The organism is Paraburkholderia sp. 40, assembly GCF_050434105.1.
In the GTDB taxonomy this organism is placed as follows: domain Bacteria; phylum Pseudomonadota; class Gammaproteobacteria; order Burkholderiales; family Burkholderiaceae; genus Paraburkholderia; species Paraburkholderia tuberum.
In genome coordinates this window covers 1,203,212-1,221,287 of record NZ_JBNPVY010000003.1, presented here as the reverse complement: position 1 = coordinate 1,221,287, position 18,076 = coordinate 1,203,212, and the positions used below count along the sequence as shown (strand labels likewise).

Below are 18,076 nucleotides of genomic sequence, written 5' to 3'. Positions count from 1 at the left end.
TCCTTAAGCGCGCACTTCAGTGCGACAACAGCACCGGCACGGTCATCGACTCGAGCATCGTGCGCGTCGCGCCGCCCAGTACGACTTCGTGCAGACGCGAATGCGCGTAAGCGCCCATCACGATCATGTCGCAGCCGAGGTCGGCCGCCTGCGACAGCAGCGCGTCGCCGACCGGCGTGCCGTCCGCGACGCTCAGTTCGCGCACGTCGATTTTGACGCCGTGACGCGCGACGGTGAGTGCGATGTCGTCGCCCGGAACCGTGTCGCGCGGCGGACGATCACCCGACGAATGAACCGTCAGCAGCGTCACTTTGGACGCGTGCGCGAGGAACGGCAGCGCGTCGTGGATCGCGCGGGTGGCTTCGCGGCTGCCGTCCCACGCGATCAGCACGTGGCGGCCGGGCGCCGCGAAGGTGCCGCCCGACGGCACCAGCAGCACCGGCCGCCCGGCCGACAGCACGACGTGCTCGACGAACTGTTCGGCGACGAACGCCTCGGGATCGGTCGGTCTGCCCGAGGACGATCAGATCGGCGAGATGCGCATAGGGCGGCACGACGTCGTTCGCGTAGCCGTTCGCGGCGATCCAATGACCTTCGACGTTCGCGCGCGCGAGTTCCGCACGAAACAGCCGCTCGAGCGCGCTGGCACGCTCGTGCCGCAGGCGCTCGTACTCCGCGTAGTAGTCGGCGGTGCCGCCCATCACGAAGAACGCGTGCTGCGGCGGCACGTAAGTCGAAAACAGGCCGGTCAGCGTCGCATGAAAGCGGTGTGCGAGCTGCAATGCGATTTCGAGACGCGGATGTGCGCGAACGCTCGTATCGAGGTGAACGAGAATGCTTTTGTAGCGCATCGCCAAAGCTCCGTGACAGAACGTGGGGAAACGGGCGCAAGCAGGCTCGAGCCCGTCGTCGAATGGAGTCTAAGGGCCCGGCGGCCGCGGCTGTTGATGCAGATCAAGCGCGGGCCGCCGCGCGCTCGATACAGTGGCAGGCGCACTCGACGGTTTGCAACTGCGCCTGGCAATCCTATGCTTTGCTCTGGAGGGCAGCGATCATGGTTTCCGAATCCGATGCGCCGCTCGGGCGCCCCGCTTCACCATGGACCTCGACGGCATCCGGACCGCCCGAAGGCTGGCTCGACTACGCGGCGGCGTATCAGACCGCACAGGGCGCGGCACACGAGTACGCCGAGCGGTGCGTCGCCGACTGGAGCAAGTCGATCGCTTTCGTCGCGCAGCGCGAGGCGGACTGGTTCGGCGAGGCCAACCGCGCTTGCGCCGCCTGGTATGCGTGGTGGCAGGCGGTGTACGGCATCGCGCCAGGCGTCGCGCCGCTCGCGGGCGGCCTGAGCGCATGGTGGTGGAGCTCGCAGAACGCGCTGCCGTTCGCGGGCGTCGTTTAGCCGCGCGAGCCGGCAAGGCCGGCGCGCGCACCGTCAATGGCAGACACGGCAAGGAGGAGTTCAGATGGGAACGGATCGCGTGGCATTGGTCACAGGCGGGATGGGCGGTTTGGGCACGGCGGTCAGCCGGGCGCTTCATGACGCGGGCATGACGGTCGCGGTGACGCACTCGACGCACAACGATCACGTGTCGACATGGCTGCAGCACGAGCGCGACACGGGGCGCGGGTTTCACGCGTACGAAGCCGACATCGCCGACTTCGATTCATGCGCGCGCTGCGCGCAACTCGTGCTGACCGAACTGGGCGCGGTAGACGTGCTGATCAACAACGCGGGCATCACGCACGACACGAGCTTCGCGAAGATGAGCAAGGAGCACTGGGACGCCGTGCTGCGCACCGATCTCGATGGCCTGTTCAACATGAGCAAGCCGCTGTTGCCCGGCATGCTCGAGCGGCGCCACGGCCGCATCGTCAACGTGGGGTCGGTCAACGGTTCGCGCGGCGCCTACGGGCAAACCAATTATTCAGCGGCCAAAGCGGGCGTGCACGGCTTCACGAAGGCACTTGCGCTCGAAACCGCGAAGCACGGCGTCACGGTGAACACGGTGTCGCCTGGTTATCTCGCGACCGCGATGGTCGAAGCGGTGCCGCGCGAGATCCTCGACACGAAGATCCTGCCGCAGATTCCGGTTGGCCGGCTGGGACGTCCGGACGAGGTGGCGGCGTTGATCGCGTTTCTATGCTCAGAGGAGGCGGCTTTTATCACCGGTGCGGACATTGCGATTAACGGGGGTATGCATATGCAGTGAGGGTGCTCGCCTTCACCGCGCTTGACCCACGTCAATGACCGCCTTTCTGGCAAGAACAAGATAAGCCCCATAGCAAGCGCCTGGACCCTGAGTCTGCGCGGAACAGGTTCGATCGACACTCGCAAGGGGAGGCGAAGATGGGCATCGACATGCAGATCGTCTACCTTGGCTTTGCGGGTGCCGCTCCGCTCGAAGCGGAAGCAGGTGCGCAACTGGTGCGTCTCGCGCGGTTTGGCGCGCTCGTGTCGCACTGCCATCTCGCCATCGAGGCGTTGCGTCCGGGATCGGCGCATCCGATGTATGACGTGCGGCTGGATCTGGTCACGCCCGCGCACGAACTCAAGCCCGTCGCGCACTGCGCTGACGACGACGCCAAAGCGGCGATCCGTCGCGCGTTCGATGTGGCGGAGATGATCCTCGAAAAAGCGATCGACACCGAGCGTGGGAACTGACGAACTTGCGTCGTGACGTGACGCTCGACGATCGCCAGATGCGCACTGCAGACGTTTTCCCGGCACCTCACGCCGATCTGCGGTTTGCCGAACCCCTGGCTGCGCGGCGCGGCCGGCAAACCTTCAACGCGGCGTGCTCGACATCGCGCCAGAATTCGCAGAGCCCCGGATGAACCCCATCGCGCCAACGCGGCCCGATGAACAGGTCGTAGTGATTGCACTGCTCGATGGTGAGCTGCCGCGCGGATCGCATCGGCGATGCATCGCACAGCGCATGCGCGCAATGCGTTTGCCCCGCGCCCGTGATCTCGTCGCTGTCACCCTCGATCGTGCACAGCGGGGTATCGCGCAGCGCGGCGATTCGTACCCGGCGCCCGGCGACCGACCACAGATCGCGCGGCAACTGATGTTCGTGAAACACCACACGAAGCATGTCGAGGAAGTAGCACTCCGCCATGTCGAGCACCGCGGCATATTCGTTTGCCGAACGAAGCGCCTGCTGCGCACCGGGCATGTCGCCGGCGAGCCATCGGGACCAGTAATCCGCTTCGAGTCGCAACTGCCGCTCCGGATGCGCGGCAAAAATCGCGGTCTGCTGGATGAAGCCCGGATACACGAGACGCCCCGCACCGCAATAGGGCGGTGGAACGATATCGATCGCATGGTCGTGAAACCACTCGAGCGAATGGGAACTGGCGAAGCGGTCGGTGACGGTCGGGTTCAAACGGGTATCGATCGGACCGCCGAGTAGCGAGAGGCTCGCGATGGGCGCCGCCTCGTCCATGGCGAGCAGCGCCGCGGCGCCGAGCGCAGGCACGCTCGCCTGACAGATCGCGATCACATGAACCGGCGAACCGAACGCGCGGGCGGCGCCGACGAAGCTTTCGAGCGCCTGCACGTAGTCGTCGAGCGATAGCGGGCCCGCTTCGCGCGGCACGTCGCGCGCGTCGGCCCAATCGGTCACGAACACGTCACGTTCCTCGAGCAGCGTTTCGACGGTCTCGCGCAGCATGACTGAGTGATGTCCGGCGAGGGGCGCGCACAACAGCACCGGCAGTTTTGCGTCGCTAGGGGGCGTAGAGGGGTTGCGCTTGAACCTGAGCAGCGCGCCGAGCGGCAAGGAGGCGACGACGCTTTCGTCGACGGTAACGCGGCTATCGTTGGCGGCAACGGAGTGGATCGCGAATGTCGGCGTTCGTTCGAAAGCGCAGGCGCATCTCAGCAGCCAGTTGCTGAGCGCGTCGGCCGCCTGTTCCGGACCGAGCCAGCCCGCCTGCGGGCGCGGCCCCGACTCCGGTTCGGACAGAACTCCCCCGACCATCGCGCGCGCGAGGCGTTGCTGTGCATCGATGAAGGCGTACCACATGATGAACTCCGACGTTCGTCGATCATGAGGGCAGCGTTGCCGCACCGGCACGAACTCGTGACGCGGATACCGTCGCAAAGCTTACCGCGAAACGTCGGGGCGAGGGGCGCGAAATCGGTGCGCGCGGCGCGCCAAGCACGCCGCGTGCAAGAGGCATTGCGCGTTTTCCCGGTAGGGTTTTCACTCGATGGCGTGCGTCTGAAACGGAGCTGAAAGTATCGGGGAAAGCGAACGACGTCGAGCGTGACTCATGGTTCGTGTTGACGGTTGACGTGGATCAACGAGAGAGGCGTGGCGGGTCATTACGCTGACGATGGCAGTCGCTCGCGACAACCCCGAGGAGCATCCAATGACCATATCAGCAAACGCGCAGGCAGGAACCTGGTCCGTGAGCGTCGAGACGCAGAAGACGCAGGAAGGCGGGTTTCAGTCGACGATCCATGTCAAACATGTGTCGCCCGAGGGTGACTTCGAACGCACCTTCCATCAGTCGCAGGTGTTCGCCGTGGAAAGAGAAGCGGTACTCGAAGGCTTGCGCGAAGGCATGACGTGGATCGCGCTGAAGACGACGCGGACCATCGGGGTGTAACAGCGCACCGCGCCTCGCGTGCTCGCCGTAACAGGCAACGCGTGCGAGGTAGCGGTGCTCGAGCGTCGCGATGAGTGTCTTCAGATTCCGTTCGTCGGATCGACGCGTGTCGCGGGATCGCTTTCGACGACACTGCGCGTCGCTTCCCAGTACGGTTCGCGACGATAGAACTGATGGACCGACGTCCCCCATGCGCGATCGGCCATCGCCGGCCAATGGTCCTTGTCGAAGCCCGGCGAGCTTTTCACCTGCTCGGCCGTGGCGTCCAGCTGGAAGCACTTGCGGTCCGTGTCGAGCGTCAGCGAACGCCACGGGATCGCGTGCAAGGTCCCGCCGATGCCGAGAAAAGCGCCCTCCGTCAGCACCGCATACGCGATGCGGCCGCTGCGCACGTCGAGCATGATGTCGGAGATTTTGCCGAGGTCCTGGCCATCGGAAGAGATCACCTTGTTGCCGCCGAGCGTCGCGGCGGCCATGACCTCGGGTCCGGGACCGTCGCCGACGCCGCCGCCGGCGATACGTGCGCCGGTGCTGGGCTGTGCGGGAGTCGCGGAGGCGTTCGGGTCGAGGGGATCGAGCGGGTTCATGTCGAAACTCCTGATTTCCACGGAATACCTGTCGTCCGCAAGACGCGTACCCGATACCGGATTCGAAGACTAGAATAAAAACACGCCGTGTCGAGACGGCTGCGCTGCGCCCGGATAGGGGGAGCGATCATGCGTTGTGGAATCGTTGGTCTATGCACTGGTGTGGCGGGCGTATGTGTGTTGTCTGGCTGCGTCTATTACGGTCCTTATTCGTACTATCCGGGGGCCGGTGGCTATTACGCCTGCACCAGCGCCACTGCCACTGGCCCCGCGGAAGCATCGTCTGGCAACGCGCCTGTGCCGGCGAGCGGTACGGCGGCCGCGAATGCGACGCCAAACGACTTGCCGTTGTCGGGACAGAATTGCACGTACGTCGCGGTACCTGCGCCTGCTTATTACGGCTATCCCGGGTATTACGGTTATCCGGGCTATTACGGCTATCCCTATGGCTATTCATGGCCGGGCTACTACGGATGGTGGGGACCGTCAGTGGTGATCGGAGGCTACTGGGGCGGTGGCCATGGCCATGGCGGCTATTACGGCCACTGGCACGGAGGACATGGCGGGCACGGGCATTGAGCAGCCAGCACGCCAGCCAACTACGAAAACGTCTCCGGATAAAGATCCTCGCTCATGTCGAGATTGCCAGTCTGCGCGTAGATCAGCGGGTCGCCGTCCGCGCCGGCGAGCGCGCCATCGACGACGCGCCCAACTATCAGCCGATGATCTCCCGCCTCGATGTCGCCGGTCACCCGGCAGTCGAAATGCGCGAGCGCATCGAGCAACAGCGGCGCGCCGGTCACGCCGGTACGCCAGCGAGCCACCGCGAGCTTGTCGACGGCTCGGCCCGACTGCGTGCCGAAGTGCTCGGCGAGCTTCTGTTGATCCGCGCGCAACACGCTGATCGCGAACACCGCGCCGCTGCGCAGGAGTTCGTACGACTCATGCTCGGGACTGATGCCGAGCGCGATCAGCAATGGTGCAAACGAAACCTGCATCACCGAACTTGCGGTGAACGCATTGCGGCGCTCGCCGTCCGCGACGCCGATCACATACACACCCGCAGTCAAATGCCGGAAAAGCTGCGCGATCCAATTGCTCATAGGGCCTCCTCGATAAAATTTCGTCGCGTGTTGCATGCCTGTGCGGCTGCTCCGGAAGATGCAAAACATAAATATTGAATCGATATAAACATATCGAGATAGAATGATTCTCAGCGCGGTTGTTCGTCGCTACGCTGTGTTGCACATCGACAGCGAGGACCTATGACCGCATCTGCTTCAACGCCCATTTCGACACGGCGGCGCTCGCTTGTGCGTGCGCTGGCCGCGACGCCAATCGCCGCGGTATCCGCATTCGCCAGCACGAGCGATGCCCGCGCCACGGAAAACGTCACCCTCGTGCTCGGCGATCAGGCCGGTGGCACGCGCGCCCTCGTCGAAGCCGCAAAAGTGCTCGACGGCACGCCGTACGCGTGGCGCTGGGCCAACTTCCAGGGCGCGGCACCGTTGTTCGAAGCGCAACGCGCCGGTTCGGTCGATCTCGCGCCGGCGGGCGACTTGCCGGTACTCGCGGCGGCCGTCGGCGACCCATCGCTGAAAATCGTCGCGACGCGAGTGGGATCGGGCGCGCAACTCGGCATTCTGGTCGCGCCGCACTCCACGATCGGTTCGGTCTCCGATCTAAGGGGCAAGACAGTGTTCGTATCGTCGGCGCGCGGCAGCATTTCGCAGTTCCAGCTGTATGGCGCGCTGGCCGAGGCGGGCTTGTCGAAAGACGACGTATCGGTGCGCTTCATACTGCCCGTCGATGCGTTCGCCGCCTTCGCATCGGGCTCGATCGAGGTTTGGGCGACGTTCGATCCGTACTACGGCATCGCCGTGCAGCGCGGCGGCCGCGTGCTGCGCGACGGCACCGGCATCAACAGCGGACTCGGCTTCATCACGGCATCGGGCGGGGCTCTCGCGGACCCGCGCAAGCGCGCCGCGATCGCGGACCTGCTGCTGCGCTATCAACGCGCGGGCGACTGGGCGATCGCCAACCCCGAGGCCTACGCGCAAATCTATGCGACGCTCACGCGCTCGCCGTTCGACGCCGCGCGGAAAATCACGAAACGCGCGTCGCTGAAGCAGCATTTCGTCAATGACAGCGACATCGACGCGCTGCAAAAAGTCGCGGACCGCGCGCAGCGCGACGCGATCCTGCCAGGCCGCATCGACGTGCGCGCGATTTCGGAGACTCATCTTGCCAACGCATGATCTGACCTTGACGGAGCGCGACGCGCGGTCGACTCAATCTCACGCTGTCGAACACGCCGGCTTTCCCGACGCCGCCGCACCCGCCGCCCGCGAACGAGGCAAGCGTGTCGTCGCGGTGCTGGCCGCGCTTGGCTGGCTGGCTGGGGCGGCGCTCACGCAATGGTGGCCCGCGCTCGACGATTGGCCGTACACGCGCGAACTGCTGATTCTGAAGCTGGTGCTCGCGGCGGCGTCGCTGGCAATCGGCGCGGCCGGGTGGCGCGTTGGCGCCGCGTCGAATTTCCGCCCGGCTACCGCGGCAAGCACGCGTCTCGACGCATGGCTCGATGCGACGCCGTGGCTGCTCGCGCTGTCGCTCGGCATCACCGGATGGGAAATCGCCACCGCCCAGCTCGAATGGCTGCCGCGGCCATTCTTCGCGCCGCCGCAAGCCCTGCTCGCCGTCTACGCCGACGATCTGCCGCGGCTTGCCGCGAGCGTCGCGCATTCGGTCGTGCTGCTTGCTTATGGCTATGTCACCGGTGCGTTGACTGGCTTCGTGATCGGTGTCGCGATCGGCTGGTCGAAGGCGGTCGGTTACTGGGTGCATCCGGTGCTGCGGCTGATCGGGCCGCTGCCCGCCACCGCGTGGCTGCCACTCGCGTTTTTCTTCTTTCCGTCGAGCTTCAGCGCGAGCGTGTTCCTGATCGCGCTCGCCACGGCGTTTCCGGTTGCCGTGCTGACATGGTCGGGCGTCGCGAGCGTCAATTCCGCTTACTACGACGTGGCCCGCACACTTGGCGCGCGGCCTTCGTTCCTGATCCTGCGCGTCGCGATTCCCGCCGCGTTGCCGTCCGTGTTCGTGGGCCTGTTCATGGGGCTCGGCGCGTCGTTCGCGGTGTTGATCGTCGCCGAGATGATGGGCGTCAAGGCGGGGCTCGGCTGGTACCTGCAATGGGCGCAGGGGTGGGCGGCCTATCCGAACATGTATGCCGCACTGCTCGTGATGGCGCTGATGTGCTCCGGGCTCATCACGTTGCTGTTTCGCGTGCGCGACCGTCTGCTGGTCTGGCAGAAAGGAATGCTGAAATGGTAGCCGTTACCGAAGCGCGCTTCGCCGCCAATACGCGGCAAGGCGCACGCATCGACTTGCGCAACGTCAGTCATCGCTTCGCGCTGCGTGGCGCCGCGTTGCCAGTTCTCGACGACGTCAGTCTGTCGATCGAGCCCGGCGAATTCGTTGCGCTGCTAGGACCGAGCGGCTGCGGCAAATCGACGTTGCTGCGTCTCGTGGCCGGCTTGGAAGCGCCGGCGCAGGGTGCGATCCACGCCGACGGCGAGCGCGTCAGCGGACCGGACCCCTCGCGCGTGGTCGTGTTCCAGGACCCGACGCTGTTCCCATGGCGGACCGTACGCGACAACGTCGGGCTCGGCCCCGAGGCGCGTCGCACGAAGCGCGATGCCGCTGGACGCATCGATGCCGCGCTCGACCTGGTCGGCCTGTCCGCATTCGCGAACGCGTTTCCGCATCAGCTGTCGGGCGGGATGGCGCAGCGCGCGGCGCTGGCTCGCGCGCTCGTCAACGATCCGCAACTGCTGGTGCTCGACGAACCGTTTGGCAAGCTCGATTCGCTGACGCGCATGCGCATGCAGGGCGAACTCGTGCAGCTGTGGCAGGCGCAGGGGTTTTCGGTGCTGCTCGTCACGCACGATGTCGAGGAAGCGCTGTATGTCGCGAATCGCGTGATCGTGCTCAGCGAGCGACCTGCGCGCATCGTCGCGCAGGTGCGCAACGACGCGCCGTATCCGCGGCATCGCGACGATCCCGCGCTCGTCGCGCTGCGCCGCCAGGTGCTGGCGCAACTGGGCCTCGACACCTGACACGCGCGCCGGTATCTCCGAGCCGCTCATTCATCACCACATCACACCGCTGGGAAAGCACAGCAATGAACCATTTCGACGACGACCGCGCGCCGACGAACCTCGCGCGCCGCGCATGGCTCGGCCGTGCGGCACGGGCCGCGGGCGCGGCCGCGTTAGGCGGTGCAGCACTCGGGCTGCCGGGCGTACGGGCATCGGCCGACGAAGCGTTGAAGCCGCTCAAACTGTCGTGGAATGCGGGCGCGATCTGCACGGCGCCGGTGCCGGTCGCCGCGCAGCAGGGCATTTTCCGCAAGCATGGGCTGCAAGTGGAACTCGTCAACTTCGCGGGCTCGACCGACCAGTTGCTCGAAGCGATCGCGACGGGCAAGTCCGACGCCGGCGTCGGCATGGCGCTGCGCTGGATCAAGCCGCTCGAACAGGGCTTCGACGTGAAGCTGACGGCGGGCATCCACGGCGGCTGCATGCGGCTGCTCGCCACGCGCGCGTCGGGCATCGTCGATCTGCAGGGGCTCAAGGGGCGCACGGTCGGCGTCAGCGATATGGCGAGCCCGGCCAGGAATTTCTTCGCGATCACGCTGAAGAAGCTCGGCATCGATCCCGACAACGACGTGCGCTGGCGCCAGTATCCGGCGCCGCTGCTCGGCGAGGCGCTCAAGAAGGGTGAGGTGCAGGCGATCGCCGATGGCGATCCAACCATCTGGACGCTGCGCGAGACCGATCATCTGCAGGAGGTATCGAACAACCTGTGCGGCGAGTACGCGAACCGCGTGTGCTGCGTGCTGGGCTTGCGCGGGTCGCTGATCCGCAAGGACCGCGCGACCGCGCAGGCACTCACGCAGGCGCTGCTCGAAGCGACCGAATGGACCGCGAACCATCCGGCCGAGGCGGCGGCGATCTTCGCGCCGAATGCGCCGGGTGCGAACGCCGCGCAACTGACCGGGATGCTGAAGAGCCACACCGATCGTCACCATCCGGTTGGCGATGCGTTCAGAAGGGAAATCGCGCTTTATGCGGACGATCTGAAATCGGTCGGTGTGCTCAATGCCGGAACGAGTTCGGAACGCTTCGCAACTCGCGTGTTTTCCGACGTGCTGGCTTGACAGAGTTTTGGTTCAAATGATTGCGCGGCGAGTGAGCTTCTCACGCGCCGCGCTCTTTCGTCGCCGTATTACGAATCGGGTAGCGCTTACGCCGGAATCGCTTCGGCTGCGCCTTGTCGTTGCGCGACAGCGCCGCGTACGAGCGGGAGCAGATCGCGGCCATAAGCGAGCGCGTCTTCGAGTGGGTCGAAGCCGCGGATCAGGAACGTCGATACGCCGAGCTTGTGATATTCGAGCAGCGCGTCGCACACCTGTTGAGGCGTGCCCACGAGCGACGTCGAATTGCCCGCCGCGCGCGTGAGTGCCGTGATGCCGGTCCAAAGACGTTGATCGACGACATTGCCCTTGTTTGCCTCGGCCAGGAGCCGCTGCGAGCCGACATTCTTCGGCTCCTTCGGCCGCCGCGTGAAATTCGGCGACGCGGCGACCACGTCTTTCGCGCGCGCGAGTATGGATTCGGCACGGCTCCACGCGGCGTCTTCGGTCGTGGCGATGATGGGGCGCAGCGACAGGCTGAAGCGAATGTGCTCGTCGCGTCCATGACGTGCGGCTGCTTGACGCACCTTCGCGATGGTCTCCTCGACGGCCGCGAGCGATTCGCCCCACAGAGCGTAGACATCCGCATGCTTGCCCGCCACGTCGATCGCCGCATCGGACGAACCGCCGAAGTACACGGGCAAATGAGGTTGTTGCAGCGGCCGGATCTGCGACTTGTGGCCGCTCACGCGGTAGAACGCGCCCGCGTGATCGAACGGCGCGTCGCTCGTCCATGAACGTTTGACGACGTCGAGGTATTCATTGGTGCGTCGGTAGCGTTCGTCGTGCGACAGGTAGTCACCGTCGCGCTGCTGCTCGACGTCGTCGCCGCCCGAGATGATGTGCACTGCCGCTCGCCCCGCGCTGAAGTGATCGAGCGTCGCGAACTGCCGCGCGGCCAGCGTCGGTGCAACGAAGCCAGGCCGATGCGCGAGCAGGATGCCGAGGCGTTTCGTCTGTTGCGCGACGAACGACGCGATCTGGAAGCCATCGGGCGATGCGCTCGAATGCGCGATCAGCACGCGATCGAAACCGCCATATTCGTGTGCCTGCGCGAGCGCGGCGATATAGGCCGGATTGACGGCCGGGCCTTTCGGCAAGTGGATTTCGCTAGATTCCTGATGGCTCACGTAGCCGATGAATTCGATGCTCATCCGTGGATTCTCCTAATGAAATGGACAAGACGACGCGCGCTTCGCGCACGGCCGAGTCTAAGAAGAGGGAACACCCGCAAAGGCGGAGCGCCCGAGATTGCCGAGCACCGTATCGTTCTGCGGCGTATGAATGCGCGCACACAGCACGTCGCGATAGTGGCGCTCCAGCGGGTTGTTGCGGCTCAGCCCCGGATTGCCGCTCGCTTCGAGCGCGAGCTGCACGGCTTCGATCGCGTGCTGGCTGACCAGATACTTGATCGCCGGCGCTTGCGCCGCATCGACGAGACCGGCCGCGCCCGCATCGAGCAGCGCGCGATTGTTGAACAACAGCGCGTCGATGCGGCCCGCCGTCTGCTGAAACCGCTCGAGGCTCGACAGCGGCGCGTTGAGCCCGGAGGGCGCGCGCTGCGCGGCCCATTGCACGAACCAGTTGCGCGCGGCCCGCGCGACGCCGTCGTAGATCGACGGCAGCAGCACGTTCATCCAGACGCCGGTTAGCGGGTCCATGCCGGCGGCCTGCTGCGGCGGTTGTAAATCGACCGCGTGGTCGAGCGGCACGCGCACGTTGTCGAAGATCACCTCGTGGCTGCCGGTCGCGCGCATGCCCAGATGATTCCAGGGCTCGCCGAAGCGGATACCCGGCGTGTCGCGATGCACGAGCCATGTACCGACGCGCGGCGACGCCTCGTCCGTGCGGCCCCAAACCGCAAACCATGTGAGGCCCGGGCTGCCGGTCGAATAGAGCTTGCTGCCGTTCAGCAGCCAGTGATTGTCTTCGCGCCGTCCGATCGTCGCGGGCAGGCCGCCGCGCGACGGCGAACCGAGCTCGGGCTCGACTCGCAGCGAGTTGATCAGCGCGCCACGCTCGACGGCATCGCGCGCGATGCGCTCCTTCAGCGCGGCAGGCCAGTTCGGATTGGCTTGTAGACGCAGGTGATACAGGCATTGCATGACGAGGATCAACGCCGTCGACGGCTCCCCGCGCGCGACCGCGCCGACCACGCGCAGCGTTTGCGCGAGCGTGGCCTCGCGTCCGCCGAGCGCGCGCGGCACGGTCAGCGACAGCAGCCCCGCGCGACGCAGGCGCGCGAGGTTGTCGTGCGGGAACAGCGGGCCCGCGTCGAGCGCGGCCGCACCAGCCGCGAACTCGCGGGTCAGCGCGTCGAGCCACGCGCCGGCCTGCGGACTGTCGAGATCGGTGAGCGCATCGAGCGCGGCGGCGTCGCGCTCGGCTTCGGCAAGCGCGCTATCAGGGGGACGGCTCGTCATCGTGAGGGGATGGGTTGCGCTTGCGGGTTGCCTGGATGCCTGCGATGTCATCGCGCGTCGAGCGGAAATTGCCGGTCGAAGCTTGGCGTGACATCGAGGCGCGTCTTGATCACGTCCGCGCGGTGATACAGGTCCGCGGTCTTTTGCTGCTCGGCGATCAGGCCGTCGTCGATCGCAACGGGGTGCAGTTGCGCGCGCTGGTAGACCGTTTTCAGCACGTCGGGCGGCAAGCCGGTCACCTTCGATTGCATCGCGGCGACTTCGTCCGGATGCGCGAGCGCCCAGCGCTGGCCGGCGGCGACGCGTTTCAGGAAATCGGCGATTTCCGCGTGCTTGTCCTTGATCGACGTCTGCGTCGCCGCCTGAAAACTGAGTCCCGACGAAAGATCGATGCCGTTGGCGATGCTGCGGTCATGATCCTTTTGCTCGGCGAGCGCGACGTACGGGTCCCACGTGGACCATGCATCGACGTTGCCCGACGCGAGCGCCGCTTTCGCATCGGCCGGCTGCATGAAACGCAGCGACACGTCGGACAGCTTGATGCCGGCGCGCTCCAGCGTGGCGATCGCGAGGTAGTGGCCGATCGAGCCGCGCGTCGTCGCAATGCGCTTGCCCTTCAGATCGGCAGCCGTTTTGATCGGCGAGCCGTCGGGCACGACGATCGCGAGGTCGCGCGGTATCGAGCGGGTCGCCGCCACCGCGCGCACCCGCGCGCCCGCGGCGTAGGCGAAGATCAGCGGCGCATCGCCGAGACCGCCGACGTCGATCGCGCCCGCATTGAGCGCTTCGCCGAGCGGTTGCGCGGCCGGGAAGTTGAACCATTCGATCTTGTACGGAAGATTGTTCAGTTGTCCAGACGCTTCGAGAATGCCGCGAGTCTGCAACTGCTGGTCGCCGACCTTGAGCGTGGAATCGGCCATCGCCGCAAAGGGTAAGAGCGCGCCGAGCGCGCCGAGCAGAAGACCGGAAAACTTCAGTAGAAAGCGATTCGCAATAGAGGACATGGGAAGAACGCGCGGGACCATGTGGAAAAGCACACGATACGTACGCGCGTTTTATAAGGCAAACGCATTGTTCTGCTTTGTTAATATGCGAGCGAGGAAAGCGCGCGCCGCTTGAACATCGGTGCGTCGACACGCTAAGCTCATGCAAAGGTCATGCGTGTGCGCACCGTTCAACGTTTCATTCAGGGACACAACATTCCATGAAACTCGATGAAATCGAGGCCTTCGTCGCCGTCGTGCGCAGCCAGTCGCTGAGTCAGGCCGCCGATTCTCTCGCGCTGACGCAGCCCGCCGTCACGCGACGCATCCAGAACTTCGAGGAAGCGCTCGGCGTCGAACTGCTCGACCGCAACACCAAGCCGCTGAAGACCACGCCGATGGGCCGCGCCGTGTACGAGCAGTGCCGCGCGATCGTCCGTGAAGTCGATGCGCTCAGGCATCTCGTCACCGACGACGCACCGCTTGCCGGCGTGCTGCGCCTCGGCGTCGCGCAGACGGTCGCCGACGTCGCGATGCTGAGGGCGTTGCATGCGCTGCGCGGCGCGCATCCGGAGTTGCGGGCGCGCGTGTCGACGGGCTGGGGCAGTCCGTTGCTGCAGAAGCTCGAGGACGGCGAACTCGATGCCGCAATCGTGCTGTTGCCGGCTAATCGCGTGTTGCCCGATGCGTTGGCCGGAGAAACGCTCGGCGAACTGAAGCTCGCTGTCGTCGCGCAAAAGGGGAGTCTGAAAAAGCGCATACATACACTGGCCGAATGCCAGTCTCAGGGGTGGGTGCTGAATCCCGACGGCTGCGGTTTTCGGGCGGGGCTGCAGCAGGCGCTTGCCGCGCAAGGCTACGCGCTGAAGCTCAACCTCGAAACGCTCGGCACGGAACTGCAACTGGGCCTCGTCGCCGATGGCGTCGGGTTGGGGCTGGTTCCGCTGCCATTGTTGCGCATCAGTGCGCATGCCGCGCAGCTCGACGTGATTCAGGTCAGCGACTTCAAGCCCGAGATCGCGGTGTGGATCGTCAGGTCGCGCGCGCTCGGCAAGATGCAATCGGCGCTCGCCGTGCTGTCGGAAAGCGTCGAGCAGAGCTTCAGGGCAGCGCGCCTGTCGCGCGCGGCATAACAACGACGATGCGGGCGCGCGCTTGATGCGGCGCCCGCGTTGAACCCGTCGATCAGATCACGAAAAAGCCATGCGTGCCATCGCGCTCGAGCTGCGCGACGAGGCCGTACTCCCATTCCAGATACCCGTTCATCGCCGCACGCGCGTTGTCGGTACCCTCGTACGGACGCCGGTAACGATCGATGCGCGGCGACGCGAGATGAGCGTCGCCGGTTTCGGTCGGCTGGCCCGCGCGAATCCACGCGGACGTGCCGCCTTCGAGCACCTGCACGGGCTTGCCCGTCAGCGCGGCAATCTCCGGTGCCGCGAACGGCGCGAGCGTACTCGTCGCGCACGTGAGCACGTAGCGTTTCGCATCGGGGAGCGTGCGCAGATCGTCGACGGTGTTGGACAGTCGCGATCGCACGAGCCACCAGGCGCCCGGAATATGGGCTTTCACATGATTCGCGCTAGCTGTCACGTCGATCACGACAGTGCCGCTCGCTGGGTCTGCAAGGAGCGCGGCCAGGTCTTCAGCGGACACGGTAGGTGTGGGCGCCGGCTCTGGCTTCGCGCCGCGCCATGCGCCGCTCGCGCTCAGTTCTTGCGGCGTCGCCCCCTCGACGACATACACGTCGAGGTTCATTTGCGCGAGCCATGAGGCCGTCATGTTCGCGCGTACGCCGTCGTCGTCGAACAGCACGACGCGCGCGCCGCGCACGGGGGCGAACATCTCGGTTTCCTGCACGAGCTGGCCGCCCGGTGCGCCCTGAAAGCCGGGCGCATGCGCGCGTTCGTATTCGGCGGGCGTGCGCACGTCGAAGCGATAGATGGTGCGCGACGCTTCGGCGGCCCAGCGCGCGGCTTCGTCGAGTGTCGTGCGGCTTACGCCCGCGCGGTCCGCGAGCGCGCGCGCCGCGCCACGTGAAGCGGCGAGATGGTTCGCGTCGAGCCCTGCTTGCGGATCGAACTGCCGGTTGCTGCCATGTTCGAGCGACTGTCCCGCGAGCGTCCAGCCGATCGTGCCGTTGCGCAGCGCCGCCACCGGATTCGGCAACCCCGCGTTGACGAGCGACTGCGCGCCGATGATGCTGCGCGTGCGTCCCGCGCAATTGACGATCACGCGCGTGTTCGGGTCCGGCGCGAGCGCACGCGCGCGCAGCACGAGTTCGGCGCCGGGCACGCTGACGCTGCCGGGGATGTTCATCGTCTGGTATTCGTCGAAACGCCGTGCATCGAGCACGACGACGTCGTCGCCATCGGCGAGCAGCGTCTCGACAGCCTCGGCCGACAAAGACGGCGTGTGCCGATGCGCTTCGACGAATTCGCCAAACGCCTTGCTCGGCACGTTGACGTCGCGAAACACCTCGCCGCCGGCGCGAATCCAGCCGTCGAGGCCGCCCGCGAGCAACGCGACCTGTGTATAGCCGAGCGCCGTCAGCTTGCCGGCGGCGCGCGCGGCAAGTCCTTCACCGGCGTCGAGCAGCACGATCGGCACGTCGCGGCGCGGCAGACGCGTATAGGCGTCGAGTTCGAGTTTCGACAGCGGAAAATTGGCCGCGAACAGCGGATGAGCCTGCGCATGCGGGTCTTCTTCGCGCACGTCCAGCAGCGCGATCTCACGGCGCGCGAGCAGCGCTTCGCGCACGTCTTCGTAGGTGCGAACCGGATAGGTCGTCATCAGTGATGCTGTTCCTTGCTGAGGTCCCACAGGTTGGGGAGGGTGTCGTTCGAATAACCGGAGATGAAGGGCTTCGGCAGGCCATCGGGCGTGTACGTCGAGCGGCGCACCGCGCCGATGTTCGCGCCGTACACGTGAATGCTGATCGACGTGCGGTCGTCGTAGGCGTTGCGCACGCGATGAATGTCGCCAATCGCCGGCGATACCGCTTCGACGTCGCCGGCTTCAAGGCGCACTTCGGCGCCCGTCTGACGCAGCGTGCCTTCGTCGCGGGTGTACGGCGCGGCGAGTTCAGCGCCGCGCAGCACGCCGATCAAGCCCCACACCGTATGGTCGTGAATCGGCGTCTGCTGGCCCGGTCCCCACACGAAGCTGACGACGCTGAAGCGCTGGCGCGCATCGGCATACAACAGGAATTGTCGATAGCGCTCGACGGACGGCTGCACGTATGCGTCCGGCAGCCAGTCGTCGACTCGGATCAGTTCGCGCAGCGCGTGTGCGCCTTGTTCGAGCAATGCGGTTTCGTTCACGCCGGAATCGACGAGTGCCGCGATGTCGCCGACAAAGCGCCGCAGTTTGTGAATGGCCATCAGTCGAGCAGTTCCGGTTCGGCTTCGACGAGCCCTTCATACAGGCTGTCGAACGCGTGTCGCGCGCCGTTCGCGCGGCCGACCTGCTGATGCGTGAGGGCCGCCATGTCGTGCGGGATCGGCTGCGGCGTGCCGGCCGCCTGCGCGAGCAGTTGCGCATGGCACGCGTTGTCGAGCGCGATGTACCACCACGCGGCCGCTTCCACGGAAGGACCGGCCGTCAGGATGCCGTGGTTCTTCAGGATCACGGCCTTGTGCGAGCCGAGCGCGTCCGCAATGCGCGCGCCTTCGGAGGTGTCGAGCACGACGCCGCGAAAGTCGTCGAACAGCGCATGGTCTTCGTAGAACGCGCAGGAATCCTGCGTCAATGGATCGAGCTTGCGCCCGAGCGTCGACCATGCCTTGCCATACAGGGAATGCGTGTGCGCGGCGGCCACCACGTCGGGTCGTGCCTCGTGAATCGCCGCATGAATCGCGAACGCGGCCTGATTGACGGGACCGTCGCCGATCACGATCTCGCCGTGACTGTTGACGAGCAACAGATCCGACACGCAAATGCGGCCGAAATGCCGGCCAAGCGGATTGACCCAGAAATGATCGGTCCATTCGGGATCGCGCGCGGTGATGTGACCGGCGAGACCTTGCGCGAAGCCGTAACGCGCGAATAGACGGAACGCGCCGGCGAGGCGCTGTTGCCGGTGCAGGCGCTCCTGCGCGAGCGAGCGGGGCGGCTCGGCTTCGTCGTCGAACCAGAATTTGCGCAGCGGGGTGGAGCGCAACGCAAGCGAGGGCGTATCGGCGAGTACGGTGCTCATGAGGTCGT

General features: G+C 65.9%; 19 protein-coding genes and 1 pseudogene. 10 read left to right on the top strand and 10 right to left on the bottom strand.

Annotation, left to right across the window (positions count from 1 at the left end; genetic code table 11):
* Positions 1-16 precede the first annotated feature (16 nt).
* Positions 17-851 (bottom strand): annotated as a pseudogene (locus tag OKW28_RS21155) (universal stress protein).
* Between the two features lie 203 nt (positions 852-1,054).
* Between OKW28_RS21155 and OKW28_RS21150 the strand changes: the two are divergent.
* From OKW28_RS21150 to OKW28_RS21140, 3 genes are all read left to right on the top strand, one after another.
* A complete protein-coding gene (locus OKW28_RS21150; protein WP_429448563.1) occupies positions 1,055-1,402 on the top strand; it encodes a polyketide synthase in 348 nt (115 codons plus the stop codon).
* 64 nt (positions 1,403-1,466) lie between these two features.
* On the top strand, positions 1,467-2,213 hold the full coding sequence (gene phbB / locus OKW28_RS21145) for an acetoacetyl-CoA reductase (protein WP_429448561.1): 747 nt from the start codon (positions 1,467-1,469) through the stop codon (positions 2,211-2,213).
* A 137-nt stretch (positions 2,214-2,350) separates the two neighbouring features.
* Complete coding sequence (locus OKW28_RS21140; RefSeq protein WP_429448559.1) at positions 2,351-2,665, top strand: hypothetical protein; 315 nt, start codon at positions 2,351-2,353, stop codon at positions 2,663-2,665.
* Between the two features lie 67 nt (positions 2,666-2,732).
* Here the strand turns inward: OKW28_RS21140 and phaZ are convergent, their stop codons facing one another.
* A complete protein-coding gene (gene phaZ / locus OKW28_RS21135) occupies positions 2,733-4,031 on the bottom strand; it encodes a polyhydroxyalkanoate depolymerase (protein WP_429448557.1) in 1,299 nt (432 codons plus the stop codon).
* A gap of 349 nt (positions 4,032-4,380) precedes the next feature.
* Here phaZ and OKW28_RS21130 point away from each other — a divergent pair, with 349 nt between their 5' ends.
* On the top strand, positions 4,381-4,620 hold the full coding sequence (locus tag OKW28_RS21130) for a hypothetical protein (RefSeq protein ID WP_429448555.1): 240 nt from the start codon (positions 4,381-4,383) through the stop codon (positions 4,618-4,620).
* A gap of 80 nt (positions 4,621-4,700) precedes the next feature.
* Here OKW28_RS21130 and OKW28_RS21125 read toward each other — a convergent pair whose 3' ends face one another.
* Positions 4,701-5,207 carry a PRC-barrel domain-containing protein gene (locus OKW28_RS21125; RefSeq protein ID WP_429448553.1) on the bottom strand — a complete coding sequence of 169 codons (507 nt, stop codon included), beginning with the start codon at positions 5,205-5,207 and terminating at the stop codon, positions 4,701-4,703.
* Positions 5,208-5,384: 177 nt separating this feature from the next.
* Between OKW28_RS21125 and OKW28_RS21120 the strand changes: the two genes are divergently transcribed.
* Positions 5,385-5,786, top strand: a complete 402-nt coding sequence (locus tag OKW28_RS21120; RefSeq protein WP_429448551.1) for a hypothetical protein — start codon at positions 5,385-5,387, stop codon at positions 5,784-5,786.
* A gap of 20 nt (positions 5,787-5,806) precedes the next feature.
* On the opposite strand, the gene OKW28_RS21115 is transcribed toward OKW28_RS21120, so the two are convergent.
* On the bottom strand, positions 5,807-6,310 hold the full coding sequence (locus OKW28_RS21115) for a flavin reductase family protein (RefSeq protein WP_429448549.1): 504 nt from the start codon (positions 6,308-6,310) through the stop codon (positions 5,807-5,809).
* 162 nt (positions 6,311-6,472) lie between these two features.
* Between OKW28_RS21115 and OKW28_RS21110 the strand changes: the two genes are divergently transcribed.
* From OKW28_RS21110 to OKW28_RS21095, 4 genes are all read left to right on the top strand, one after another.
* On the top strand, positions 6,473-7,465 hold the full coding sequence (locus tag OKW28_RS21110) for an ABC transporter substrate-binding protein (protein ID WP_429448547.1): 993 nt from the start codon (positions 6,473-6,475) through the stop codon (positions 7,463-7,465).
* Positions 7,452-8,540 carry an ABC transporter permease gene (locus OKW28_RS21105; RefSeq protein WP_429448546.1) on the top strand — a complete coding sequence of 363 codons (1,089 nt, stop codon included), beginning with the start codon at positions 7,452-7,454 and terminating at the stop codon, positions 8,538-8,540. The genes OKW28_RS21110 and OKW28_RS21105 overlap by 14 nt, the downstream gene beginning before the upstream one ends.
* Positions 8,534-9,325 (top strand): ABC transporter ATP-binding protein, encoded by a 792-nt coding sequence (locus OKW28_RS21100; RefSeq protein WP_429448544.1) that lies wholly within the window; start codon positions 8,534-8,536, stop codon positions 9,323-9,325. Before OKW28_RS21105 ends, OKW28_RS21100 begins: the two co-directional genes overlap by 7 nt.
* Positions 9,326-9,390: 65 nt before the next feature.
* Complete coding sequence (locus tag OKW28_RS21095) at positions 9,391-10,428, top strand: ABC transporter substrate-binding protein (RefSeq protein WP_429448542.1); 1,038 nt, start codon at positions 9,391-9,393, stop codon at positions 10,426-10,428.
* Positions 10,429-10,514: 86 nt separating this feature from the next.
* Here the strand turns inward: OKW28_RS21095 and OKW28_RS21090 are convergent, their stop codons facing one another.
* Genes OKW28_RS21090 through OKW28_RS21080 form a run of 3 tightly spaced genes read right to left on the bottom strand, consistent with a single transcriptional unit; the run spans position 10,515 to position 13,891 of the window.
* On the bottom strand, positions 10,515-11,618 hold the full coding sequence (locus OKW28_RS21090) for an LLM class flavin-dependent oxidoreductase (protein ID WP_429448540.1): 1,104 nt from the start codon (positions 11,616-11,618) through the stop codon (positions 10,515-10,517).
* Between the two features lie 57 nt (positions 11,619-11,675).
* Positions 11,676-12,887 (bottom strand): acyl-CoA dehydrogenase family protein, encoded by a 1,212-nt coding sequence (locus tag OKW28_RS21085; RefSeq protein WP_429448828.1) that lies wholly within the window; start codon positions 12,885-12,887, stop codon positions 11,676-11,678.
* Between the two features lie 47 nt (positions 12,888-12,934).
* Positions 12,935-13,891, bottom strand: a complete 957-nt coding sequence (locus OKW28_RS21080) for an ABC transporter substrate-binding protein (protein ID WP_260327670.1) — start codon at positions 13,889-13,891, stop codon at positions 12,935-12,937.
* Between the two features lie 200 nt (positions 13,892-14,091).
* Between OKW28_RS21080 and OKW28_RS21075 the strand changes: the two genes are divergently transcribed.
* Positions 14,092-15,003 (top strand): LysR family transcriptional regulator, encoded by a 912-nt coding sequence (locus OKW28_RS21075; RefSeq protein ID WP_429448538.1) that lies wholly within the window; start codon positions 14,092-14,094, stop codon positions 15,001-15,003.
* A 52-nt stretch (positions 15,004-15,055) separates the two neighbouring features.
* Here the strand turns inward: OKW28_RS21075 and OKW28_RS21070 are convergent, their stop codons facing one another.
* From OKW28_RS21070 to OKW28_RS21060, 3 genes are read right to left on the bottom strand one after another with little or no spacing between them, the layout of a single operon-like run.
* Positions 15,056-16,663, bottom strand: a complete 1,608-nt coding sequence (locus OKW28_RS21070) for a rhodanese-related sulfurtransferase (RefSeq protein ID WP_429448536.1) — start codon at positions 16,661-16,663, stop codon at positions 15,056-15,058.
* Positions 16,663-17,253 (bottom strand): cysteine dioxygenase, encoded by a 591-nt coding sequence (locus tag OKW28_RS21065; protein ID WP_429448534.1) that lies wholly within the window; start codon positions 17,251-17,253, stop codon positions 16,663-16,665. Before OKW28_RS21065 ends, OKW28_RS21070 begins: the two co-directional genes overlap by 1 nt.
* A complete protein-coding gene (locus OKW28_RS21060) occupies positions 17,253-18,068 on the bottom strand; it encodes a class II aldolase/adducin family protein (protein ID WP_429448532.1) in 816 nt (271 codons plus the stop codon). The genes OKW28_RS21065 and OKW28_RS21060 overlap by 1 nt, the downstream gene beginning before the upstream one ends.
* Positions 18,069-18,076 lie beyond the last annotated feature (8 nt).